The 18652-nt window shown below is 41.2% G+C and carries 17 protein-coding genes; 12 read left to right on the plus strand and 5 right to left on the minus strand.

Annotation, left to right across the window (positions count from 1 at the left end; all coding sequences use genetic code 11):
• The first annotated feature begins 90 nt into the window (after nt 1-90).
• The 6 genes from pdaA to B9Y67_RS04145 all read left to right on the plus strand — a co-directional run bounded on the left by pdaA (nt 91) and on the right by B9Y67_RS04145 (nt 7375).
• Nucleotides 91-870: a delta-lactam-biosynthetic de-N-acetylase gene (gene pdaA, locus B9Y67_RS04125; RefSeq protein ID WP_085505500.1), complete on the plus strand. Its 780-nt coding sequence runs from the start codon at nt 91-93 to the stop codon at nt 868-870.
• A 336-nt stretch (nt 871-1206) separates the two neighbouring features.
• Nucleotides 1207-3087, plus strand: coding sequence for a PAS domain-containing sensor histidine kinase (locus B9Y67_RS04130; RefSeq protein ID WP_085505501.1), 1881 nt, complete (start codon nt 1207-1209; stop codon nt 3085-3087).
• 240 nt (nt 3088-3327) lie between these two features.
• Nucleotides 3328-4176: a YitT family protein gene (locus B9Y67_RS04135; RefSeq protein WP_085505502.1), complete on the plus strand. Its 849-nt coding sequence runs from the start codon at nt 3328-3330 to the stop codon at nt 4174-4176.
• Nucleotides 4177-4970: 794 nt separating this feature from the next.
• Nucleotides 4971-6551, plus strand: a complete 1581-nt coding sequence (gene mbcS / locus B9Y67_RS04140; RefSeq protein WP_085505503.1) for an acyl-CoA synthetase MbcS — start codon at nt 4971-4973, stop codon at nt 6549-6551.
• Nucleotides 6552-6672: 121 nt separating this feature from the next.
• Nucleotides 6673-6813: a hypothetical protein gene (locus B9Y67_RS20605; protein WP_176223909.1), complete on the plus strand. Its 141-nt coding sequence runs from the start codon at nt 6673-6675 to the stop codon at nt 6811-6813.
• 133 nt (nt 6814-6946) lie between these two features.
• Nucleotides 6947-7375: a GNAT family N-acetyltransferase gene (locus B9Y67_RS04145; protein WP_085505504.1), complete on the plus strand. Its 429-nt coding sequence runs from the start codon at nt 6947-6949 to the stop codon at nt 7373-7375.
• A gap of 50 nt (nt 7376-7425) precedes the next feature.
• On the opposite strand, the gene B9Y67_RS04150 is transcribed toward B9Y67_RS04145, so the two are convergent.
• Nucleotides 7426-8328 carry an acetamidase/formamidase family protein gene (locus B9Y67_RS04150; RefSeq protein ID WP_254901695.1) on the minus strand — a complete coding sequence of 301 codons (903 nt, stop codon included), beginning with the start codon at nt 8326-8328 and terminating at the stop codon, nt 7426-7428.
• Between the two features lie 155 nt (nt 8329-8483).
• Between B9Y67_RS04150 and B9Y67_RS04155 the strand changes: the two genes are divergently transcribed.
• Nucleotides 8484-8738 carry a hypothetical protein gene (locus tag B9Y67_RS04155; protein WP_085505506.1) on the plus strand — a complete coding sequence of 85 codons (255 nt, stop codon included), beginning with the start codon at nt 8484-8486 and terminating at the stop codon, nt 8736-8738.
• 18 nt (nt 8739-8756) lie between these two features.
• On the opposite strand, the gene B9Y67_RS04160 is transcribed toward B9Y67_RS04155, so the two are convergent.
• Nucleotides 8757-9026, minus strand: coding sequence for a hypothetical protein (locus tag B9Y67_RS04160; protein ID WP_085505507.1), 270 nt, complete (start codon nt 9024-9026; stop codon nt 8757-8759).
• A 543-nt stretch (nt 9027-9569) separates the two neighbouring features.
• On the opposite strand from B9Y67_RS04160, the gene B9Y67_RS04165 reads away from it, so the two are divergent.
• Nucleotides 9570-11189, plus strand: a complete 1620-nt coding sequence (locus B9Y67_RS04165) for a BCCT family transporter (RefSeq protein WP_085505508.1) — start codon at nt 9570-9572, stop codon at nt 11187-11189.
• 38 nt (nt 11190-11227) lie between these two features.
• On the opposite strand, the gene B9Y67_RS04170 is transcribed toward B9Y67_RS04165, so the two are convergent.
• Both B9Y67_RS04170 and B9Y67_RS04175 read right to left on the minus strand, forming a co-directional pair.
• Nucleotides 11228-11935, minus strand: coding sequence for a DUF5694 domain-containing protein (locus tag B9Y67_RS04170; protein WP_085505509.1), 708 nt, complete (start codon nt 11933-11935; stop codon nt 11228-11230).
• A gap of 27 nt (nt 11936-11962) precedes the next feature.
• Nucleotides 11963-12904, minus strand: a complete 942-nt coding sequence (locus tag B9Y67_RS04175; protein ID WP_085505510.1) for a TIGR03571 family LLM class oxidoreductase — start codon at nt 12902-12904, stop codon at nt 11963-11965.
• A 310-nt stretch (nt 12905-13214) separates the two neighbouring features.
• On the opposite strand from B9Y67_RS04175, the gene B9Y67_RS04180 reads away from it, so the two are divergent.
• The 4 genes from B9Y67_RS04180 (at nt 13215) to B9Y67_RS04195 (ending at nt 17712) form a co-directional block, all read left to right on the plus strand.
• Nucleotides 13215-13430, plus strand: coding sequence for a hypothetical protein (locus B9Y67_RS04180; protein ID WP_085505511.1), 216 nt, complete (start codon nt 13215-13217; stop codon nt 13428-13430).
• Nucleotides 13431-13543: 113 nt separating this feature from the next.
• Nucleotides 13544-15334 carry a M3 family oligoendopeptidase gene (locus tag B9Y67_RS04185; protein ID WP_085505512.1) on the plus strand — a complete coding sequence of 597 codons (1791 nt, stop codon included), beginning with the start codon at nt 13544-13546 and terminating at the stop codon, nt 15332-15334.
• A 19-nt stretch (nt 15335-15353) separates the two neighbouring features.
• On the plus strand, nt 15354-15650 hold the full coding sequence (locus B9Y67_RS04190; protein ID WP_085505513.1) for a 4a-hydroxytetrahydrobiopterin dehydratase: 297 nt from the start codon (nt 15354-15356) through the stop codon (nt 15648-15650).
• 307 nt (nt 15651-15957) lie between these two features.
• Entirely contained in the window at nt 15958-17712 is a 1755-nt protein-coding gene (locus B9Y67_RS04195) for an IS1182 family transposase (protein ID WP_085505646.1), read from the plus strand.
• Here the strand turns inward: B9Y67_RS04195 and B9Y67_RS04200 are convergent.
• Nucleotides 17655-18413, minus strand: a complete 759-nt coding sequence (locus B9Y67_RS04200) for a FixH family protein (protein ID WP_176223910.1) — start codon at nt 18411-18413, stop codon at nt 17655-17657. The two genes, B9Y67_RS04195 and B9Y67_RS04200, sit on opposite strands and share 58 nt — an antisense overlap.
• Nucleotides 18414-18652 lie beyond the last annotated feature (239 nt).

The following is an 18652-nucleotide window of genomic DNA, read 5'->3' on the forward strand; positions in this document are numbered from 1 at the left end:
AGGTGCTTCTTTACTTATTAATATGGAAAAGTAAGTCAGGTATATCAGAGGATACTTGCTGTAAACTAAGAAAAAAGCAGGTGTACAACAATGAAAAAGATAACGCTTTTAATCTTATCCATTATAATAGTGCCTTTATTTCCGGTATCGGCCGCTGCTTATGGCTGGGGCTATGAAAAAAATAAGGATGGTTCCCCGCCGGATGTAGGTTTTTATGGGCCATTATTGGAACAACATGATGGCTTTTATATAGATAAGTCAGGCGACAAAGAAATATACCTTACTTTTGATAACGGGTATGAAGAAGGGTATACAGGGCAAATTCTTGACGTATTAAAAGAGAAAAAGGTACCGGCAGCATTTTTTATTACAGGCCATTATATAAACAGTGCTCCTGAGCTTGTGAAACGAATGAACAAAGAAGGCCACATTATCGGCAACCATTCCTGGCATCACCCTGACTTTACGGCGTCATCGAAGTCGCGAATTAAAGAAGAGCTGGACAAAGTAGAAACAGCGGTAGCCCAATTGACTGACCAGAAAGATATGCTTTATTTACGCCCACCGCGTGGCACATTTACAGATAAGTCGTTAGAATGGACGAGAGAATTGGGGTATATCAATGCCTTTTGGTCCATTGCATTTGTGGATTGGAATACCGGCCGGCAAAAAGGCTGGAAGTATGCTTACGATAGCTTAATGAGCCAGGTTCATCCCGGAGCGGTGATGTTGCTCCATAGCGTTTCTGAAGATAACGCACTTGCCTTGGAAAAAATGATCGATGATTTGCGTGCACAAGGATATACGTTTCATAGTCTGGATCATTTAATGATGAAAAAACTGCTTCCGGAAGGTGGATATTGGTACTGATATGGAGACACTGAAAAAAAGTGTCTCTATTTGATGTTTTTCGACAAATTATTCACTTTGCATCTGTTAGGATAACCATAAAAGGCTCACCGAGGTGGCAAATGATTTTTTTACATAGGTAGAAAGAACTCTTTTGAAGTTGATAAAAAAGATGGTATTCCTGTGTATTCCTATTTATGACAATATCTCTAATAGACACCCATGTTCTAAGGGGTTTTACCTAATTCTCACAAAATTGTAAGAATATATTCAAAATTTAAATAATTTTGTTATAATAGTACCTACGGAGCATACAATCGTTACCTTAAGTATCATAAGGAAAGAGGTAGTCCATTGATGTTAATTGAGAGGATGCAATATGGTTTGGAGGAAAGTGACGTATTAGCGCTGTTTGATCTGATTGATCAGAATATTTGTCTCATTAACTTAGAAACTAAAACGGTAACATGCAGTCGTTCGATGCAGAAGGAGATTTCTACGAAGGAAGAGATCCTTCTCGATGACTGGCTGGACTTGTTCTATGTTTACGACCAATTCGGCATACAACATTCATTGAAGCATGTCACAAAGAAAGAGACCTTATACAGCAAAGCGCGCCTTCTCTTCAAGACACATCATCAATGGGTACGATGTGCGTTTAAACCACTATCCCATCGAAGAGTAGCTGTTGTTATCCAGCCTTTACATAAGGATGATAATAGCATTTCCCACCATATGCTTCTTGCTGAGTATAACCACAAGGCATCAAAAGTTAAAGAAAGCTCCGAGGCCCTGGCCGCAGTTCAAGAAAAACAAACACGAGTAACGGATAAGCCTCCTGAAATGAATTTTGCTGAATTGCATAACCAAATGAAAGCAATCACAGAAAATTTTCCACATGGTTTAGCACTGATTAATAAGCAGTGGCAATTGACTTATGCTAATCCGCAAATGGAACGGATGCTTGGTAAGAATCTGCAGTCCCATTATAAACATAAATTATGGCAATTATATCCGATCAGTGACTACTACCTTTTTTATCGCCATTACTATATGGCGTTAGAAATGGAACAGCCGGTTACATTTGATGCTTACATGAAAGAACGGAAGATGTATGCGAGAATCACGATTTACCCGACAGATGATGGATTCACTATCTTTATCCAGGATGTGACAATCAGGAAGAAATATCTTCAGGCGTTGCAAGAATCCGAAAAGCGATTTAGCTTGTTAGCTGATAATATCAAAGACGTCTTCTGGATTTGTGATGAATCATTCATGGAATTGATGTATGTCAGTCCACGCTTCAGTGACTTATTCGGTATTCCCTTAGAAAAAAGAAGAGATGACCCGCTATGCTGGTGGAAGCAGTTAACGGAAGAAGAAAATTATGACTATATACTTGAAGGATATCGAAAGATGCGGAGTGAAAACTGTCAGATAGAATACCCAATCACAACACCTGTCGGAGAAGTGAAATGGATACGGACCAGGGGATTTCCGGTCCAGGAAGGCAATCAAAAATACATTGTCGGTATCAGTGAGGATATTACCGAAATGAAAGAAAAGGAAGCTTTCATGCGCCAATCTGAACAGCTTTCAACGATTACCCAGATGTCAGCTGGTATTGCCCATGAAATCAAAAATCCATTAACCGCTTTGAAAGGATTCATGCAGCTTGGAGCAGCAAATCCAGAGTTGAGGGACTCTTATAATGATTTATTATTAAGTGAGGTCAATCGCATTGAGTCAATTGTCAATGATTTCATGATGCTTGCAAAGCCGGCTTCATCCAAACAGTTAGAACCGGTCAATATTAAGCAAATGATAGATTATGTATTGGAACTCTACCAATCGTTGATTGCAGAGAAGGGCATTAAAATTCATACTTCAATCGATTGCGGTGAATATACGCTTGAGTCTGATCCCAACAGGTTCAAGCAGATATTGATAAATATCATTAAAAATGCCATAGAAGCTGTAGAACTTAAAGGTACAGTCTGTATTGATGTCTTTTGTGACTATAGTGAGGCTAAAATAGTAGTTAAAGACAATGGTAAAGGATTATCGGAAGAAAGGCTAAAAAGACTTGGAGAACCTTTTTTCACAACAAAAAAAGATGGAACAGGCTTAGGAATTATGGTGACTAGAAAGATGGTAGACGATTTAGGCGGCACCATTAAATATAGCAGTGAAGAAGGAAAGGGTACGTATGTTACGATAGCTTTTCCTATGTAAGAAACAGACCTTTACAGGGTCTGTTTTTTTCGACATATTTCCCGGGTAATAGCCCTCTTTAAAATTAAAAAATTTGTACAATTATGAATGATGAAATTGCTTAAATCGCTTACATGAAAGTTTTTTTGTAGTTTTGTGCATAGCTGTTTACAAACATCGAAAGCCTCGTTATAATCCCGATTGTGTCGAAATAAGAAACGTGATAAATAAACTATAAAATAAACACAAGGGGGCTTTCTGATGATAAAAAAATTGTGGTCATTTACACTTATGAATATTGGTGCGTTTTTTGTGGCGGTGAATGTGCATTTTTTCTTGTCACCAAATGATCTGGCAACTGGTGGGGTCAGTGGGCTCTCGATTGTGATGAATAAAGTTTTTCCTGATTTATCACTTGGGCTTATTATGTTGATCTTGAATATATTGTTATTCATAGTTGGTATCATTTTTTTAGGGTTTCAATTTGGTGCAAAAACGATTTACGCAAGCTTAGCTCTTTCCTTTATGGTGTGGGGGCTGGAAGTGGTCTTCCCGATGGGGGCTCCGCTAAGTAATGATATTTTAATTCAGTTAATCATTGGTCAGATTATTGCTGCCACCGGGATGGCCATCGTATTCCATCAAGGTGCCTCAACAGGAGGAACGGACATATTGGCTATGATTATGAATAAGTATTTTTCCGTTGAAGTCGGGAAAGGTGTGCTGATGGCTGATATTGCTATTGCTGCTTCATCTGTTTTCCTATTTGGCCCGGCTATCGGAATGTACGCTTTCTTCGGGGTCATTCTGAATGGTTTAGTCATTGACTATGCTCTTCAGCAATTAGACCATAAGAATGAAATTGTCATCATTAGCAGGGAAAGTGAGCAAGTCCGTGAATTTATTGTTCGCCAGCTTGGGAAGGGGGCAACTATTCATACTGCCCGAGGTGCTTTTAACTATGAAGATAAAGAAGTTATAACTACAATCCTGGGTCGGAAGGACTTCGCGCGCCTGAAAAAATATATCTCTTCCATCGATGAGCGCGCTTTTGTTACTGTGCATTCCATGAATGAAATATTAGGCGAGAACTTCAAACGTCTCGCTTAGTAGATAAACCGGTTGAAACGAAAAGTTTCAACCGGTTTTTTTAAGTAAAGCTCCCAATTGTTGAAAACTCAGTTTCAAGATAAGTTGTTTCCGTTACGATAGTAACGGTTTGGAGGTCCGGGAAATCACTCGCTTTCCATGGGCGTACGGTGAGCTTCCTCGGGCTTTAAAGCCCTGCGGGATCTCACCATGTACTATCCTCCCATTGGAGTCTCGCAATTTCCCGGCCCTCATTGCGTTTATGAGAGAACGGAAACTTCGTTATGCAGTCCTTCAACCAAAGGGAGAGCTACTTGTAAAAACGTGCTTATAACCAGTTATTGTAGAAGACAGTCGCCTCTATAACAGGGGTTCTTTTCTCTCATCTTTCGGAAGGGGTGGTTGGGAAACTACGAAACTCCCTAGGGAGGAGGAGCAGGCAAGACCCCACAGAGAGTGAAACGAATGAGGAGGCTTGCCAGTTCCCCCGCAGGAAAGAAATAAATGCGTAATCGCCTTGGGAGACACGACACGCATAAGCAGAACAGCAAAAGGGAAGGGCTCTTTCTTCCCGTTGATGGACTGCTTATGTCGCGAGTGTCTAGGCGATGGAGCTGGAAAGCGAATCCTTCCCCAACGCCCCAAAACTCTTACAATCATCTCGAAATCAAGTCTTCGACTTTTCGGTTGTTTTATTGGATAAGCGTCATGAATTACAACAGTTCATTTTACTTTTGAAATAATTACAACAATTATGAATTATTTGATATAATACGATTGAATGAAGCTACTAGATTTTTGGAAGGGGATATGAGATGAATAGAGAATCATTAATTGCTCCAGAAACTTATAATGTAGTCAGTGAAATTGAGAAGTATGCAGGTGACCCTGATCGTAAAGCGCTGCAATGGGAAGATGAACAGGGGAACCAGGAAGAAATTACATATGCGGAATTAATAACAAATGCCAACAAAATTGGTAACGCTTTCAAAGAAGGAGGGCTTCAAAAAGGCGATAAGGTATTGATCATGATCCCGCGTCTGATTGAGGCCTACCAGGTATATGTAGGGGCTTTAAAAGCTGGTCTTGTTGTGATTCCAAGCTCTGAAATGTTAAGAACGAAAGACCTTCAATATCGTATTTCCCATGGCGAAGTAAGTGGGGTTGTAAGCTACCACCCATACACGGGGCAGTTTAAGGATATAAAAGAAATCGATGCACTTAAAAAGTTTACAGTCGGTGGAGCGGTTGAAGGGTGGACTTTTCTTGACGAACTCCTCGACCAAAACAAGGTAGCTGCTGAATTGGAGATGGCAAATACTTCGCGAAATGATATGGCTTTCTTATCCTATACATCAGGGACTACCGGTAACCCAAAAGGTGTAGTGCATACACATGGATGGGGGTATGCCCATTTGAAAACAGCAGCCGAAAATTGGCTTAGTATACAGGAAGGGGATACTGTTTGGGCGACAGCTGGTCCAGGATGGCAGAAGTGGATTTGGAGCCCTTTTCTTTCTGTGTTAGGCTCTGGAGCTACTGGCCTGGTTTATCAAGGAAAGTTCGATCCAAAGACTTATCTGAGTATTTTGGAACGCTATACGGTTAATGTACTGTGCTGTACACCAACTGAATACCGCCTGATGGCAAAAGTCGATAATTTGGACGATTATCACCTCCCGGCGTTGCACAGTGCTGTTTCAGCCGGAGAGCCGCTGAACCGGGAAGTAATCGACACTTTCCAGAAGCATTTCAATGTCACCGTGCGTGATGGTTACGGACAAACAGAAAACACACTGTTAGTCGGGGTAATGAAGGACATGAATGTCAAGCCAGGATCAATGGGTAAACCGACTCCAGGAAATCGAGTAGAAATCATTGATGAACTGGGACAGCCAGTAGGAGTTGGCGATGTTGGAGATATTGCCGTACACTTGGAAACTCCAGCGCTCTTCAAAGAGTACTACAAAGATCCAGAACGCACGAAAATGTCTTATCGTGGTGACTATTATGTAACAGGGGATCAGGCTTCCAAGGACGAAGATGGTTATTTCTGGTTTGAAGGAAGAAGTGATGACATCATCATCAGCTCTGGATATACAATTGGTCCTTTCGAAGTGGAAGACGCTTTAGTAAAACACCCTGCCGTTCAGGAATGTGCCGTAGTTGCAAGTCCAGATGAAGTCCGCGGTAATATTGTCAAAGCATATATCGTATTGAAGGAAAATGTCAATGGTGATGAAACACTGGTCAAGGAACTACAGGACCATGTGAAGGAATTGACAGCACCTTATAAATACCCAAGAAAGATCGACTTCATTGGGGAATTGCCGAAAACCACTTCTGGTAAAATTCGCAGAGTCGAATTAAGACAAAGGGAGAAGCAGCAATCGTAAGTAGAAAATAGCCAGGTGGCGAAAGGTGTCACCTGGTTTTCAGATTGAATTCATTCCACACCTTATTAGGAAGGTTTTGGTATGTTACACTTAGATTACTAACCTGTATAGGGGGAAGAACGTGAATAAGGTCAAACGTGTCGCATTTATTATCCTTATAGGTATAGCTGTGGCTGTAATTCCGTTCCAAGTTCAAAGTCCGGAGATGGATCAACAGGAAAAATGGGAGAGCCTGGAGCTGGAACAGACAAAACCTGAATGAACCGCAAACAATTAGCCTTTCTCTATTAGAGAAAGGCTTTCTTTTACTATGTTAATAAGTATAAATATTTAGTTTTTTATCCAAATAGGACTTGGCGGTTAATCGACTGGATTTTGGGTTAAGGAGGAAGTATATGATAAGGGAAGCAATGTTAGAAGATGCAGGGGAGTTAGCAAAGCTGGTAAATTTATTAGGATATCCGACCACTGTAAAGGAAATGTCCGCACGGTTTGCAAAAATCAAAATGAAGACGGACTATCAGACTTATGTATACGAAGAATCTGGACAGCTGCTCGGAATGATTGGGATGATTCATAGCTTTCGTTATGAAAAGAATGAAAGCTATGTGAGGGTGGTTGCTGCTATTGTGGAGGAGGAACATCAGGGAAGAGGAATTGGGAAAGAACTATTCAAACGTGCAGAACAATGGGGGAAAGCGCGCGGAGCTGCTTCTATAATCCTGAATAGCGGGAATCGACCTGAACGGCAAACGACCCATCATATATATGAAAAGTGGGGGTATAGGAAGAAATCAACCGGATTTTATAAGCCGATTTCCTGAATATCATAACTTAAAGAACGCCAACTCTTTGTCAGGAGTTGGCGTTCTGTTTAAAATAGTTGAATATCATAAGTTTCTAATATATGTTTCGGTACAAAAAATCTGGCCGTTACCAGTGGATCGACAACCTGACTTACTTGAACTTCTCCAGCAGCACTCATCAGCATGGTCAGGTGTGAAAGCGTGAGGTCTGTGTGCGGATGTAATAAATCCACCATTTGCTCTACTGCAGTAGCAACAGCATCATCAAGCGTTTCTTTTGATACAATTAAGGAGATGCCTTCATCGTTTGCGACTAAAGGGAAAGATAGTGATTGTTTTTTTATAAGTTCAAAGGTGACCGTTGCTTCTCCAGGAACTTCTATACCTGATACACTGACTTCTCCATCCCCCATGGCAGCATGAAAATCTCCCAGAGCAAACAATGCGCCTTCCACGAAAACCGGAAAATATAGCTCTGCATCTTCTGTGATAACCTTTGTATCCATATTGCCGCCATGTGCGCCAGGAGTGCCACAGTTGACGGATTCATTTTCAGGTGCGACACCAATGACCCCAATCATTGGGTTTAATGGTAATGAAAGTTTTTCATCAAAAATTGCCTGGTTATCCTTGATTGGAATGATCTTGACATCAAAATCATCAAAACGGTGGCCTAAGACACCAAGGTCTTTTCCTGTCACCATTACTCCTCGTTCACCTATTTTCAACTGATCAATTTTCACCTTAAGAATATCTCCTGGTTCAGCACCTTCTACATATACTGGTCCCGTTGCCGGATTGATTTGATTCCAGTCAATCGCACTGATCTCCGTTGTTTCTGACTGGATTTGATTTTGAAAACAATCGTACGTTTCCATGGTAAGCGTCTCTCCGGGCTGGATTGTAATTGCAGGCGGGTTTTCTTTACTTAACGCATATACCGCAGATTGGCATGTAAGCTGTCGTGTCACTAGGATTCCTCCTTTAGGGAAACTTGTATAATTAAGGGAATTTTCTGTCATCTATAATTTTAATCTTTTCAACTTGTAAAAGCAAAAGTAATACTATAATGTTTTAAGCGAATGATAAAATGTAAATGAACTTATTAGTCAAGGAGTGAACAAGCGTGAGCAGACGTTTCACCCATATATTCAATTCATTAGTAGGTATTATGCTTCTTACCGAAGGCGGAATCTATATATTCATGATGAATAAAGATGACACGTTCCATTTACGAAGCATCATTGTCACCCTCCTGCTTCTAATGGCATGGGGGATGTCGTACCGTAAGCAATTGTCGAATGAAAATTCTACTGCCTGGCTTACCGTGACCCTGATCATTATGATCCCGATGATCCTGCCGTGGCTTTTTTTTATATAACAATAGGGGGAGGGAAACTCAAAAAAAGAGGTACCCTAATCCCCCAAAGACCACAGCACTTCCTAAGTAAAGGTGGCCGAAAAAACGATGTTTTATTTCTTCAGCGCTCAATTCTACAATTCCCGCAAATACTAAGAATAGCGCAGATATGATAAAGGTGGTCAACTCTACCGCATTCCACGTTTTAGTTTGAATAGAAATCAACAGCCATGTTTCGACAGGTATGGCTGTTACTAAGGGAAAATATAAGGGATTGAACCAATCATCCCACTTCCGCCAATTCTTCATTTTATACTTCTCCTTTCTCCTGCAAAAGAAAGACTGCGAGCAGACTTCCAGTTACTTTAAATCATAATCAACCCCTCTATTCCATCCGGTAATACGGGTTCCATTTCACATATTCGCTCATCACCGCTACCGTTTATTAAATATTCCTGCTTTTAAATCCCATATCATAACCTCCCACCTTAATGAGGTGATTAATAAATGGGAGGGAATAGAGCAAACTTAATAGCAAAGCTGTTGAAGATAATAACCAGGATTCTCTTAGGAAGATCGAACCTTACGAGTAATTAGACCTCCGATTTACAATTTGGAGATTCTTTTTAATTCGACAAAATAGTATAAAATTCGACATAGCCTCTTTCTAGCTTGAGATATTTTACTGTCACACTGCGAAAAGGGATTATAGCCGGTTTGTTGCTTCATAAAGGTTTTGATACAGTAATTAACTGGTGTAAGGAAAACATCTTATATACTTGTTCTCTACTTAAAATCACTTCAAATCATTGTTGTAGTAATCATAACAAAATAAGAAAGGCAGGTAGTGAAATGAATACTAAAATAATTGACTGGCCCACGTTTATAGGAGCCTTTGCCTTGCTGCTATTGGTGGTCGTACCACTTGTTATTTTCCCAGAAGCCGGAGCAGCATTAGTGGATCAGGCGAATACCTTCATGACCACTAATTTCGGCGTCTTATACTTAGTCATGGGTTTATTGGTGTTTGCTTTCCTGATTTTTGTGGCTTTCAGTGAAAATGGCCATATTTTATTAGGGGATGAGGGAGAGAAGCCTGAATTTAATTCTTTCTCCTGGGCAGCGATGCTATTTGCGGCAGGGATCGGTTCAAGTATTTTATATTGGGCAGTCATTGAATGGGCGTATTATTATCAAGGACCGCCATTCGGTATTGAACCAGAATCAAAAGAGGCAATCCAGTGGTCGACCGCTTATGGTATTTTTCATTGGGGACCGATCGCATGGGCAATCTATACACTTCCGGCACTGCCGATCGCTTATTTCTACTATGTGAGGAAAAAGCCTGTACTGAAGATCAGTGAAGCTTGCAGACCATTATTAGGAAAAACAGTAGATGGTCCGCTAGGTCATATCATTGATATTCTATTCATGTTCGGTTTAATGGGAGGTGCTGGTACAACCCTGGCACTTGGTACTCCAATGATTGCAGAGGGTGTCAGCGATCTGACCGGCATAGAAGCGAATATGACGATGCAGGCTTTCATATTACTCTTATGTACGGCGATTTTCGCTTTCAGTGCTTATTCTGGGTTAAAAAAGGGGATCAAGCTGCTTAGTGATATTAACTTATGGCTTGCTCTTTTCCTGTTAGGTTTCATTTTCGTATTCGGTCCGACGAGATTTATAACAGAGACGACTACGAACAGTCTTGGCATATTGCTTGATAATTTCTTCAAAATGGCAACATGGACAGAACCATTTGGTGATATTGGTGAATTTGAAGAAACTGGCTTCCCGGAAGGTTGGACCATTTTCTATTGGGCATGGTGGCTTGTATATGCCCCGTTTGTCGGCTTGTTTGTGGCACGGATATCCAGAGGTCGTACGATCCGGCAGATGATTCTCGGTACAATGGTATATGGAACGCTCGGATGTATCCTGTTCTTTGGAATCATGGGCAACTTTGGCCTATACATGCAGATGACGGGATCCTTTGATACCATTGGTTATATGAATGAGTACGGTGCCCCTGCCGCCATTGTTGCGATTATCGGCCAGCTGCCATTAGCGAAGTTCATGGTGCTGATATTTACGATCTTGGCAATCATCTTCCTTGCGACAACCTTTGATTCAAGTTCTTACATCCTTTCTGCTGTCGTTCAAAAAGAGGTGGATGGAGAGCCATTGCGCTGGAACCGGTTATTTTGGGCATTCGCTCTATGTCTGCTTCCGTTGGCACTCATGTTCCTGGGAGGACTTGGCACGCTGCAGACGGCCAGCATCGTCGGTGGCTTCCCGCTGATTTTTATTATGTTCATGCTGGCATTATCCTTCATGAAAGCTTCCAATGAAGATATCCAGGCTAGTGAAGGGTATGAACCGAAGACCATTCATATCAACCGTAAGCGAATTTTGGAACGTATGAGAAGAAAAAGAAAACACAATGAGGATCAGCCCCCTCACAAATAAAGGCAAAACCTCCACTCTTTATAAGAAGGTGGAGGTTTTTATTTGGGGAGATATTCGTATGGTGGAACCATTTCAAAGCTTCCGCTTGCTTCAAAAAAGTGATTCAAAAGCGGAAGGTGGTCTTTGCCGATTAGAAGTAAAATGCGATCGTCATTAACTGCCAAACGGCTGACATTAGCAAAAATAGATAAGTCTCTTTGGTGCCATTGTTTCAACCATGCTGCCCCCACTTGATGCTGATGGTTACCGATCAACGTGAGTTTCAAATACAATTTTTCAAGAGTAGAGCTGTAATCAGCATTGTTGATAGCTTTAAGACGATGCAGCGGGGAGGAGTCTTCCGGTTCCATTTTCGCCAACTGCTGCTGAATTTCAATAATCTCCGTTAATAAATCAGGCTGATAATTCTCTGCCCATTCAAATACCTGGTTCAAGGCCGGGCTGGTCATGTTCACCTCTTCATCAATTGTGTAAAGTTCCTTATGACCTAGGTCTTTGGCCAGGCGGTAACCAAATTGGTCCACCTCGTCGTAACCCAGCCTAAATGTCCCGGCAATATATTCCTTCAGCCTGCGGTTGACTTCCTTGCTAAGCAAAAAGCTTTTTTCGACCGCGATTTTTGTGGGGTTGAATTCCTTCAACTCGTGAATAATCTCTGATATCTCCCTCTGATGTTGATTCACCGATTCTGGATTCATGGCCATATGGTAAGTCCCTAGTATAATAACTTCAGGTTTCGAAGCCATCTTTATCACCTCCTGTTTTTTATGTTCTTACCAGTGAAAATACGGGAGAATATATTCGCCTAATTCACTGATAACCTCCTTAACCGGGCGTTTACTCTGGGATAGGTTGAAAAAGATATGATTGACTCCGGCGTCGCGGTAGGCCGTTAATATTTCTAGTAAATCATTCCGTCCGGTCCTGTACCCGGCAGGGATTTTTTCATAAGGGTGATCAGGATCAGCAGTCAAATCCAAAGGCAAGGGCATGAGGAAGGCACGGTGTTCCTCAGAATTATGCTTTACTGCCAGGTTTCGATATTCTGTAATCGTCGTGGCCTGCTGGTCCGGGCGCTGGGGGTAGAACATCCACCCATCTCCGTGTTTAGCGACCCATTCTAATGTTTGCTGAGCATACCCAGTTAGGAAGATGGGGATTTCTTTCGTCGGTTTAGGAACAAGGTTGGCTTTTTCTATTTGACCCAGTGGTGATTCAAGGGATGGAAACTCTTCATAAAGTACTTGTTGAAAGTAGTGGAAGGAATCTCGAAACCATTGTCCACGCTCCATGATTGGAATATTCAAGCCTGCGAAATCCTTCCGTCTATCTCCTGATGACACTCCCAGCATTAGCCGTTCAGGAAATAACCTTTCGATGCTGGCTGCTTCTTTTGCTGTCCGGAGCGGATGGCGTAAAGAAAAAACAGTTGCTGCTGTTCCAAGGTTGATGGAACGGGTATGACTTGCAAGGTAGGTTAAATAGATAAAACTATCGTAAATTTGTCCGGTGGCAGGGTCTTCAAATGTAGGATCTTCCAATACAACATCTTGCAGCCATAAACTCCGGAATCCCTTGTTTTCAGCAAGCTGAGCCATTTCTACCTGGTTGTGCATATGAGGTACCTGTTTACCATGGTTCTCTATTGGTATCGACAAACCAAAAGACAGGTGTCCGGGACGTATCATTTTTTGATAACCTGCATGGTTTTTCATTGTCATCCTACCTTCCGATAACTAGTTCATTTATTATGAATGAAAACATTTATGTGTACAAACCATCTGCTTCCTGACAGTGTCCATGTCTAATTACCTAAAAACGAAATATAATTCAGAAAATTTAGTTATCTTTCATAAGACTTATCTCCTGTTCTTTATGAATATATATAAAAAGGAAGTCGGATAATGTTAAAATATACATATTAAATAAAAAAAGAAACATTTGTAGTCTTTCACTCTTGACCTCCCGTTGTAGAAACATGCTTAGGATCAGTTTCACTATTTATTTTGTGGAGGGGGAATACGGATGAGTTTTAAAGTAGTAGCATGGTTTAATAAAAGAACAGAAATCAATTTTCTTTATAGTGAAAGCAAAAGAGAGTTAAGTTTTAAAACGAAAGCAGAAGCAGAAAAGTTCATTCGCTCACTTAAAGACACTGGATACATGCAAGGGAAATATCATTTTACGATTGAAAAGGATGAATCAAAAGACTTTAGCGAAAAACAAATAGCTACAATGTAAACCTATGTATAAGCGAGTGGCTGAACATAGGTTTTTTATTATATATCGAAGTGGCTAATTATCTGAAATTTCTTTATAATGGAAAATGTATACATAAAAAGGAGGCGCCTGTATTGAATACATATAATCTGAAATGGGACCTTGATAGTTTATTTCCTGGAGAAAGTAATTCCAAAGAATTTGAAAGCTACGTACAGAAAACAGAACAATTCATGCTTCAACTTAAAGACAAGGTAGAAGCCTTGTCGTTCGAAAACCAGGAAGGTGATGCTGCACTACTTACAGGGGTCTTGGATATACTCCAGACAGTGACCAGGAGGATCAGAGAAATAGGGGCTTTCGTAAGCTGTTTGACTGCCCAGGATGTCAAAGATATCAAAGCGAAAGAATGGCTGGCGAAGCGCAGTCAACTTGGGGCAGATTATAGCAACATCCTGACGAAACTTGATGAGAAACTGGTGGAGGTCGGTGATCAGCACTGGGAAGGGCTGCTTCAAGAGGATTCACTTTCGCCTGTATCTTATGTACTGGAAGAAAGGCGTAAACGTGCTAAAGAAAAGCTTCCAGCAGACCAGGAATCTTTAATCAATGATTTGAGTGTAGATGGCTATCATGCCTGGGGACAAGTCTATAACAGCATAGTAGGAAAAATGACGATATCGGTAGAAGGAAAGGAGTTATCGGTCGGGCAGGCATCCAATAAATTGAGTTCTTCCAACCGGGAAGTAAGAAAAGAAGCAGCAGGTAAACTCCAGGAGGCCTGGGAAGAGAAGAGTGATTTATTTACCGAAACCCTTAATCATTTAGCAGGTTTCCGACTGCAGACTTATAAACACCGGGGTTGGAATAATACATTAAAAGAACCCCTGGACATTAATCGTATGAATAAGCAAACCCTTCATGCCATGTGGAATGCTATCACCAAATATAAAAAATATTACACGAAGTATCTTAGCCGAAAAGCGGATCTACTAGGTCTGGATAAGCTTGCGATTTATGATGTAGGTGCTCCGATCGGGGGAGCTGATCAGAAATTGTCCTATGATGAGGGGGCAGCTTTTATTATTGAACAGTTCGGTAAGTTCAGTCCAAAAATGGCTGAGTTTGCGGAAATGGCTTTTGACAAAAGGTGGATTGAAGCGGAGGACCGGCCAGGAAAACGCCCGGGAGGTTTTTGCACCAGTTTTCCGGACAGCAAAGAAACGAGAATTTTCATGACATATTCAGGTACACCTTCTAATGTGGCAACACTGGCACACGAACTGGGTCATGCCTATCACCAGCATGTGATGAATGACCTTCCCATTTTAAACCAGGGGTATGCGATGAATGTGGCTGAAACTGCTTCTACATTTGCGGAAATGATTGTTGCTGACGCAGCTGTCAAGCATGCGAAGAATGAAACGGAAAAAGCAGTATTGCTGGAAGATAAAGTACAGCGCAGCGTCGCCTTTTTTATGAACATCCATGCCAGGTTTCTATTTGAAACACGTTTCTATGAAGAAAGGAAGCACGGGATGGTACCAACAGCGCGATTAAATGAGTTGATGGTTGATGCTCAAAGAGAAGCCTATCAGGAAGCATTAGGAGAATATGATCCCTATTTCTGGGCATCTAAGCTTCATTTTCATATTACCGGTGTACCATTCTATAACTTCCCATATACGTTTGGTTATTTGTTCAGTTTAGGTATCTACGCCCGATCGATAAAGGAAGGGAAAGAATTCGAAAATAAGTACATTGCTTTACTGCAGGATACCGGGAAAATGCGGGTGGAAGATTTGGCAGAAAAGCATTTAGGGGTAAATCTTGAGCAGCAGGAATTTTGGGAGGATGCCATGAAACTATGTATGGAAGATGTTGAAGAGTTTTTAAAGCTGACGGCAGGGACCACAGCAGAATAACAATAAAGGGGGAAGGGTAGTGGAAAGGTTTTCTGATGCACAAAAGGTCAAGGAAGTAGAACAGCTTGATGGGTGGAAATTGGAAGATGATAAGTGGATCGTCAAACGATATCGCTTTAAAGATTATTTGACGGGCGTGCATTTTGTCAATCAGGTTGCTGAATATGCCGAGGAGATACAGCATCATCCTTTAATAAATATCGATTATAAAGTGATCACGATGAAATTAACTTCCTGGAATGCTAAAGGTCTGACGGAATTGGATATTACAAGTGCTAATGAATATGACAGGCTTTTTAAGTGTATAAAGCAATGATAACTAAAGGGGCTGTCCCATAAGTCTAAAAAAGACTTATAGGGGCAGCCTTTTTTCATTATTGTTGATACCGAAAAAGTGGGGCTGGGAAACGATTCCCTTTCCACGGGGAAGACGACAAGTCTCCTCGGGCTTCGCCCTGCGGGGCCTCGTCAGCCTTGCCTCTCCCGTAGGAGTCTCATCGTTTCCCTGCCCAAATTAGCAATCAACAATGCAGAAACTTCATTTTTACATACAAAAAAATCGCCTCATTCGTTATAATGTAAGCGACCAAACAAACAAAAAACGAAAAGTGAGGCGATTTTTTATGAGTAACTCTTCAGCTACTTTTATTGATTATAACATGGGGCAGTTAGTTCTACCAATGGACTTCAGTGATTTAATTCCTGAGGACCATGTGGTCCGTGTCATTCATGCCATGGTGGAACAGGTCAACGATGACATCTTTTTCTCTCAATATCAAGGCGGCGGTCGGAGCTCCTATCATCCCAAAATGATGACAAAAGTTATCTTATACGCCTATACGCAAAAAATCTATTCCTGCCGTGAAATCGCCAAATCCCTTAGAGAACATCTGCCGATGATGTGGCTGGCCGGCCAACAGACACCAGATTTCCGAACTATCAACCGGTTCCGTTCAGAACGGATGAAAGCGATCATTGAACCTTTATTCACGGAGTTGATTAAACTTCTGATCGACCAAGAATACATATCCATGGACAACTACTTCCTCGATGGAACCAAATTCGAGGCGAATGCCAATAAATACACGTTTGTGTGGAAAAAATCCGTCCAAGGTTACGAAGAAAAACTACAGGAAAAATTGAATCAAACTTTCGCGGATATTGAAGATGCCATTGAGTTGGATGAAAAAATACTCACTGATGAGGGGTCTTCTGCCAAGCGAGTAACTTCCGAACAATTAGAAAAAGTTGTCGAGCAGGTAGAAGCACAGGTAGAACAAGCGGAAAAGGCGGTCGAAGAGGAAACTGATAAGGTGAAGAAGAAAGAAAAAAAGGAAATATTCCGTGCCAAACGACGTATCTATAAATCGTTGAGACAGGACTACCTTCCTCGTTTGAAAAAGTATGAAACCCAGCTAGCCACCTTCGGTGATCGCAATAGTTTTTCCAAGACAGATACCGATGCCACTTTTATGCGAATGAAAGAAGATCACATGAAGAATGGGCAGTTAAAACCTGGTTATAATGTGCAGGCAGGAACAGAAAACCAATTCATTATCGGCTACTCGATCCATCAGCGTCCTACGGACACCCGTTGTTTTGAACCGCATATTCAAAAGCTACAGGCTGCAGATCTTCCATTCCCCAACACAATTGTCGCTGATGGAGGTTATGGCGGAGAATCCAATTACAAATACGCGAAGAAGGAAGGGTTTGAGACACTCATCCCATACAACACGATGCGAAAAGAGCAGTCTCGTTCGTTCAAAAAAGACCTGAGTCAGGTTATGAACTGGGAGTACAAGGCAGATGGAGATTATTACATTTGTCCGAATGGACGCAAGGTTCCTTTTCAATTCCATTCTCACCGTACCGACCGGTACGGATATACGCGAAGATTCAAGGTCTATGAATGTGAAGAGTGTACCGGATGCCCTTTAAAAGAAAAATGCACGAAAGCAAAAGGAAACCGGCGTGTTTACTATAACCCGGAATATGAAAAACTGAAGAAGGAAGCAAGAGAAAGCCTTTGGTGTGACGAAGGAGCACGCATCTATGCCAGACGAAAAGTTGAGGTAGAAAGTGTGTTCGGTCATATCAAAGGCAATCGGTCGTTCCGGAAATTTTCTCTCCGGGGCATGGATAAAGTGAATATAGAGTTTGGGCTGGTCGCCATCGCCCACAACTTCCTGAAACAGGCGGAGTGGAACCGCCTGTTTCACTGGGGAAATAAGCTCACAACGAAAAAACCACGAAGAAAAATTAATTTCTTCGTGGTTTTTTTCATTTTAAAGAGACTTTTGGGACAGCCCCTTATTCACTATTCGTTTATTTTCACTTGTTTGCTTATATGGTCATGTGTTTCTTCTTTTACGTAATGGATTATTAGCTCATAGTTACCAGTAGAAGGGAAGGTATATTTTCCTTCATATTCACCTGGCTTTTGTTCAGCGGCGTCAACAAATATGTGTTTATCCAGCTTGTCAGAAACAATTTCAAATTGGACGGTTGCATTCTCAAACGGCTTTTTGTTTTGAGTTATGTCTGCCTCCAGTTTAGCTTCTTCATTTGGTTTCCACTCTCCGTTAGAATCAAATGCCACCTTTATATCTTTAGAATCATGGTGTTCATCAGATTGGTCTTCCTCTGCTTTTTCCTGTACTTCTTCCGTTTCTCCATCCCCTACGGTAAATTGTTCTTTAGGCATGACGTGCATATCACTTGCCTGAGTATGTGCATATAAGAAATATACTCCTTCTTCCGGGAACGTATAGGAGACTTCGTATACGCCATCACCCTGGTGTTCGGCTTCCACTTTTTCATTATCTTCATCTTCATTACCTTCAGCCCAAAATTCAAACTTTACATAGTCAGCGTCTTCGACAGCTTCATCTCCCTGGGTAACCTTAGCCTGAAAAGTGGCTTCTTCGCCAGGCTGAATATCTTCCGGTATGATTACTTCAGTTGCGATCATCGGCTCCATTTCCTCTTCTTCAGCATTTCCGGACTGATCTCCTCCGCAAGCAGTAAGTACGATAGCCGTAATAAAAAATCCCAGTAAAAACAACGATTTTCTCATCATAATGACTCCCTTACTTGTAAATAATCACATTCATTTATAGCTTATCATTTGCATGAAAGAAAAACTATGAACCTGTCCGTATAATCTTGTGGCAACTTTGTGGCACTTTTTCGAAATATCTTTTTATGTTATATAAGACTATGAATTGACAATTGCAATCAAATAATTGATTTTATTGAATCGTAAATGGGAAGAATAGCAAAATATAAGTTAGGTGTATTATCATAGTTGTTATT

Origin of the sequence: Thalassobacillus devorans (assembly GCF_900176565.1) — a bacterium.
Classification (GTDB): Bacteria; Bacillota; Bacilli; order Bacillales; family Halobacillaceae; genus Thalassobacillus; species Thalassobacillus devorans_A.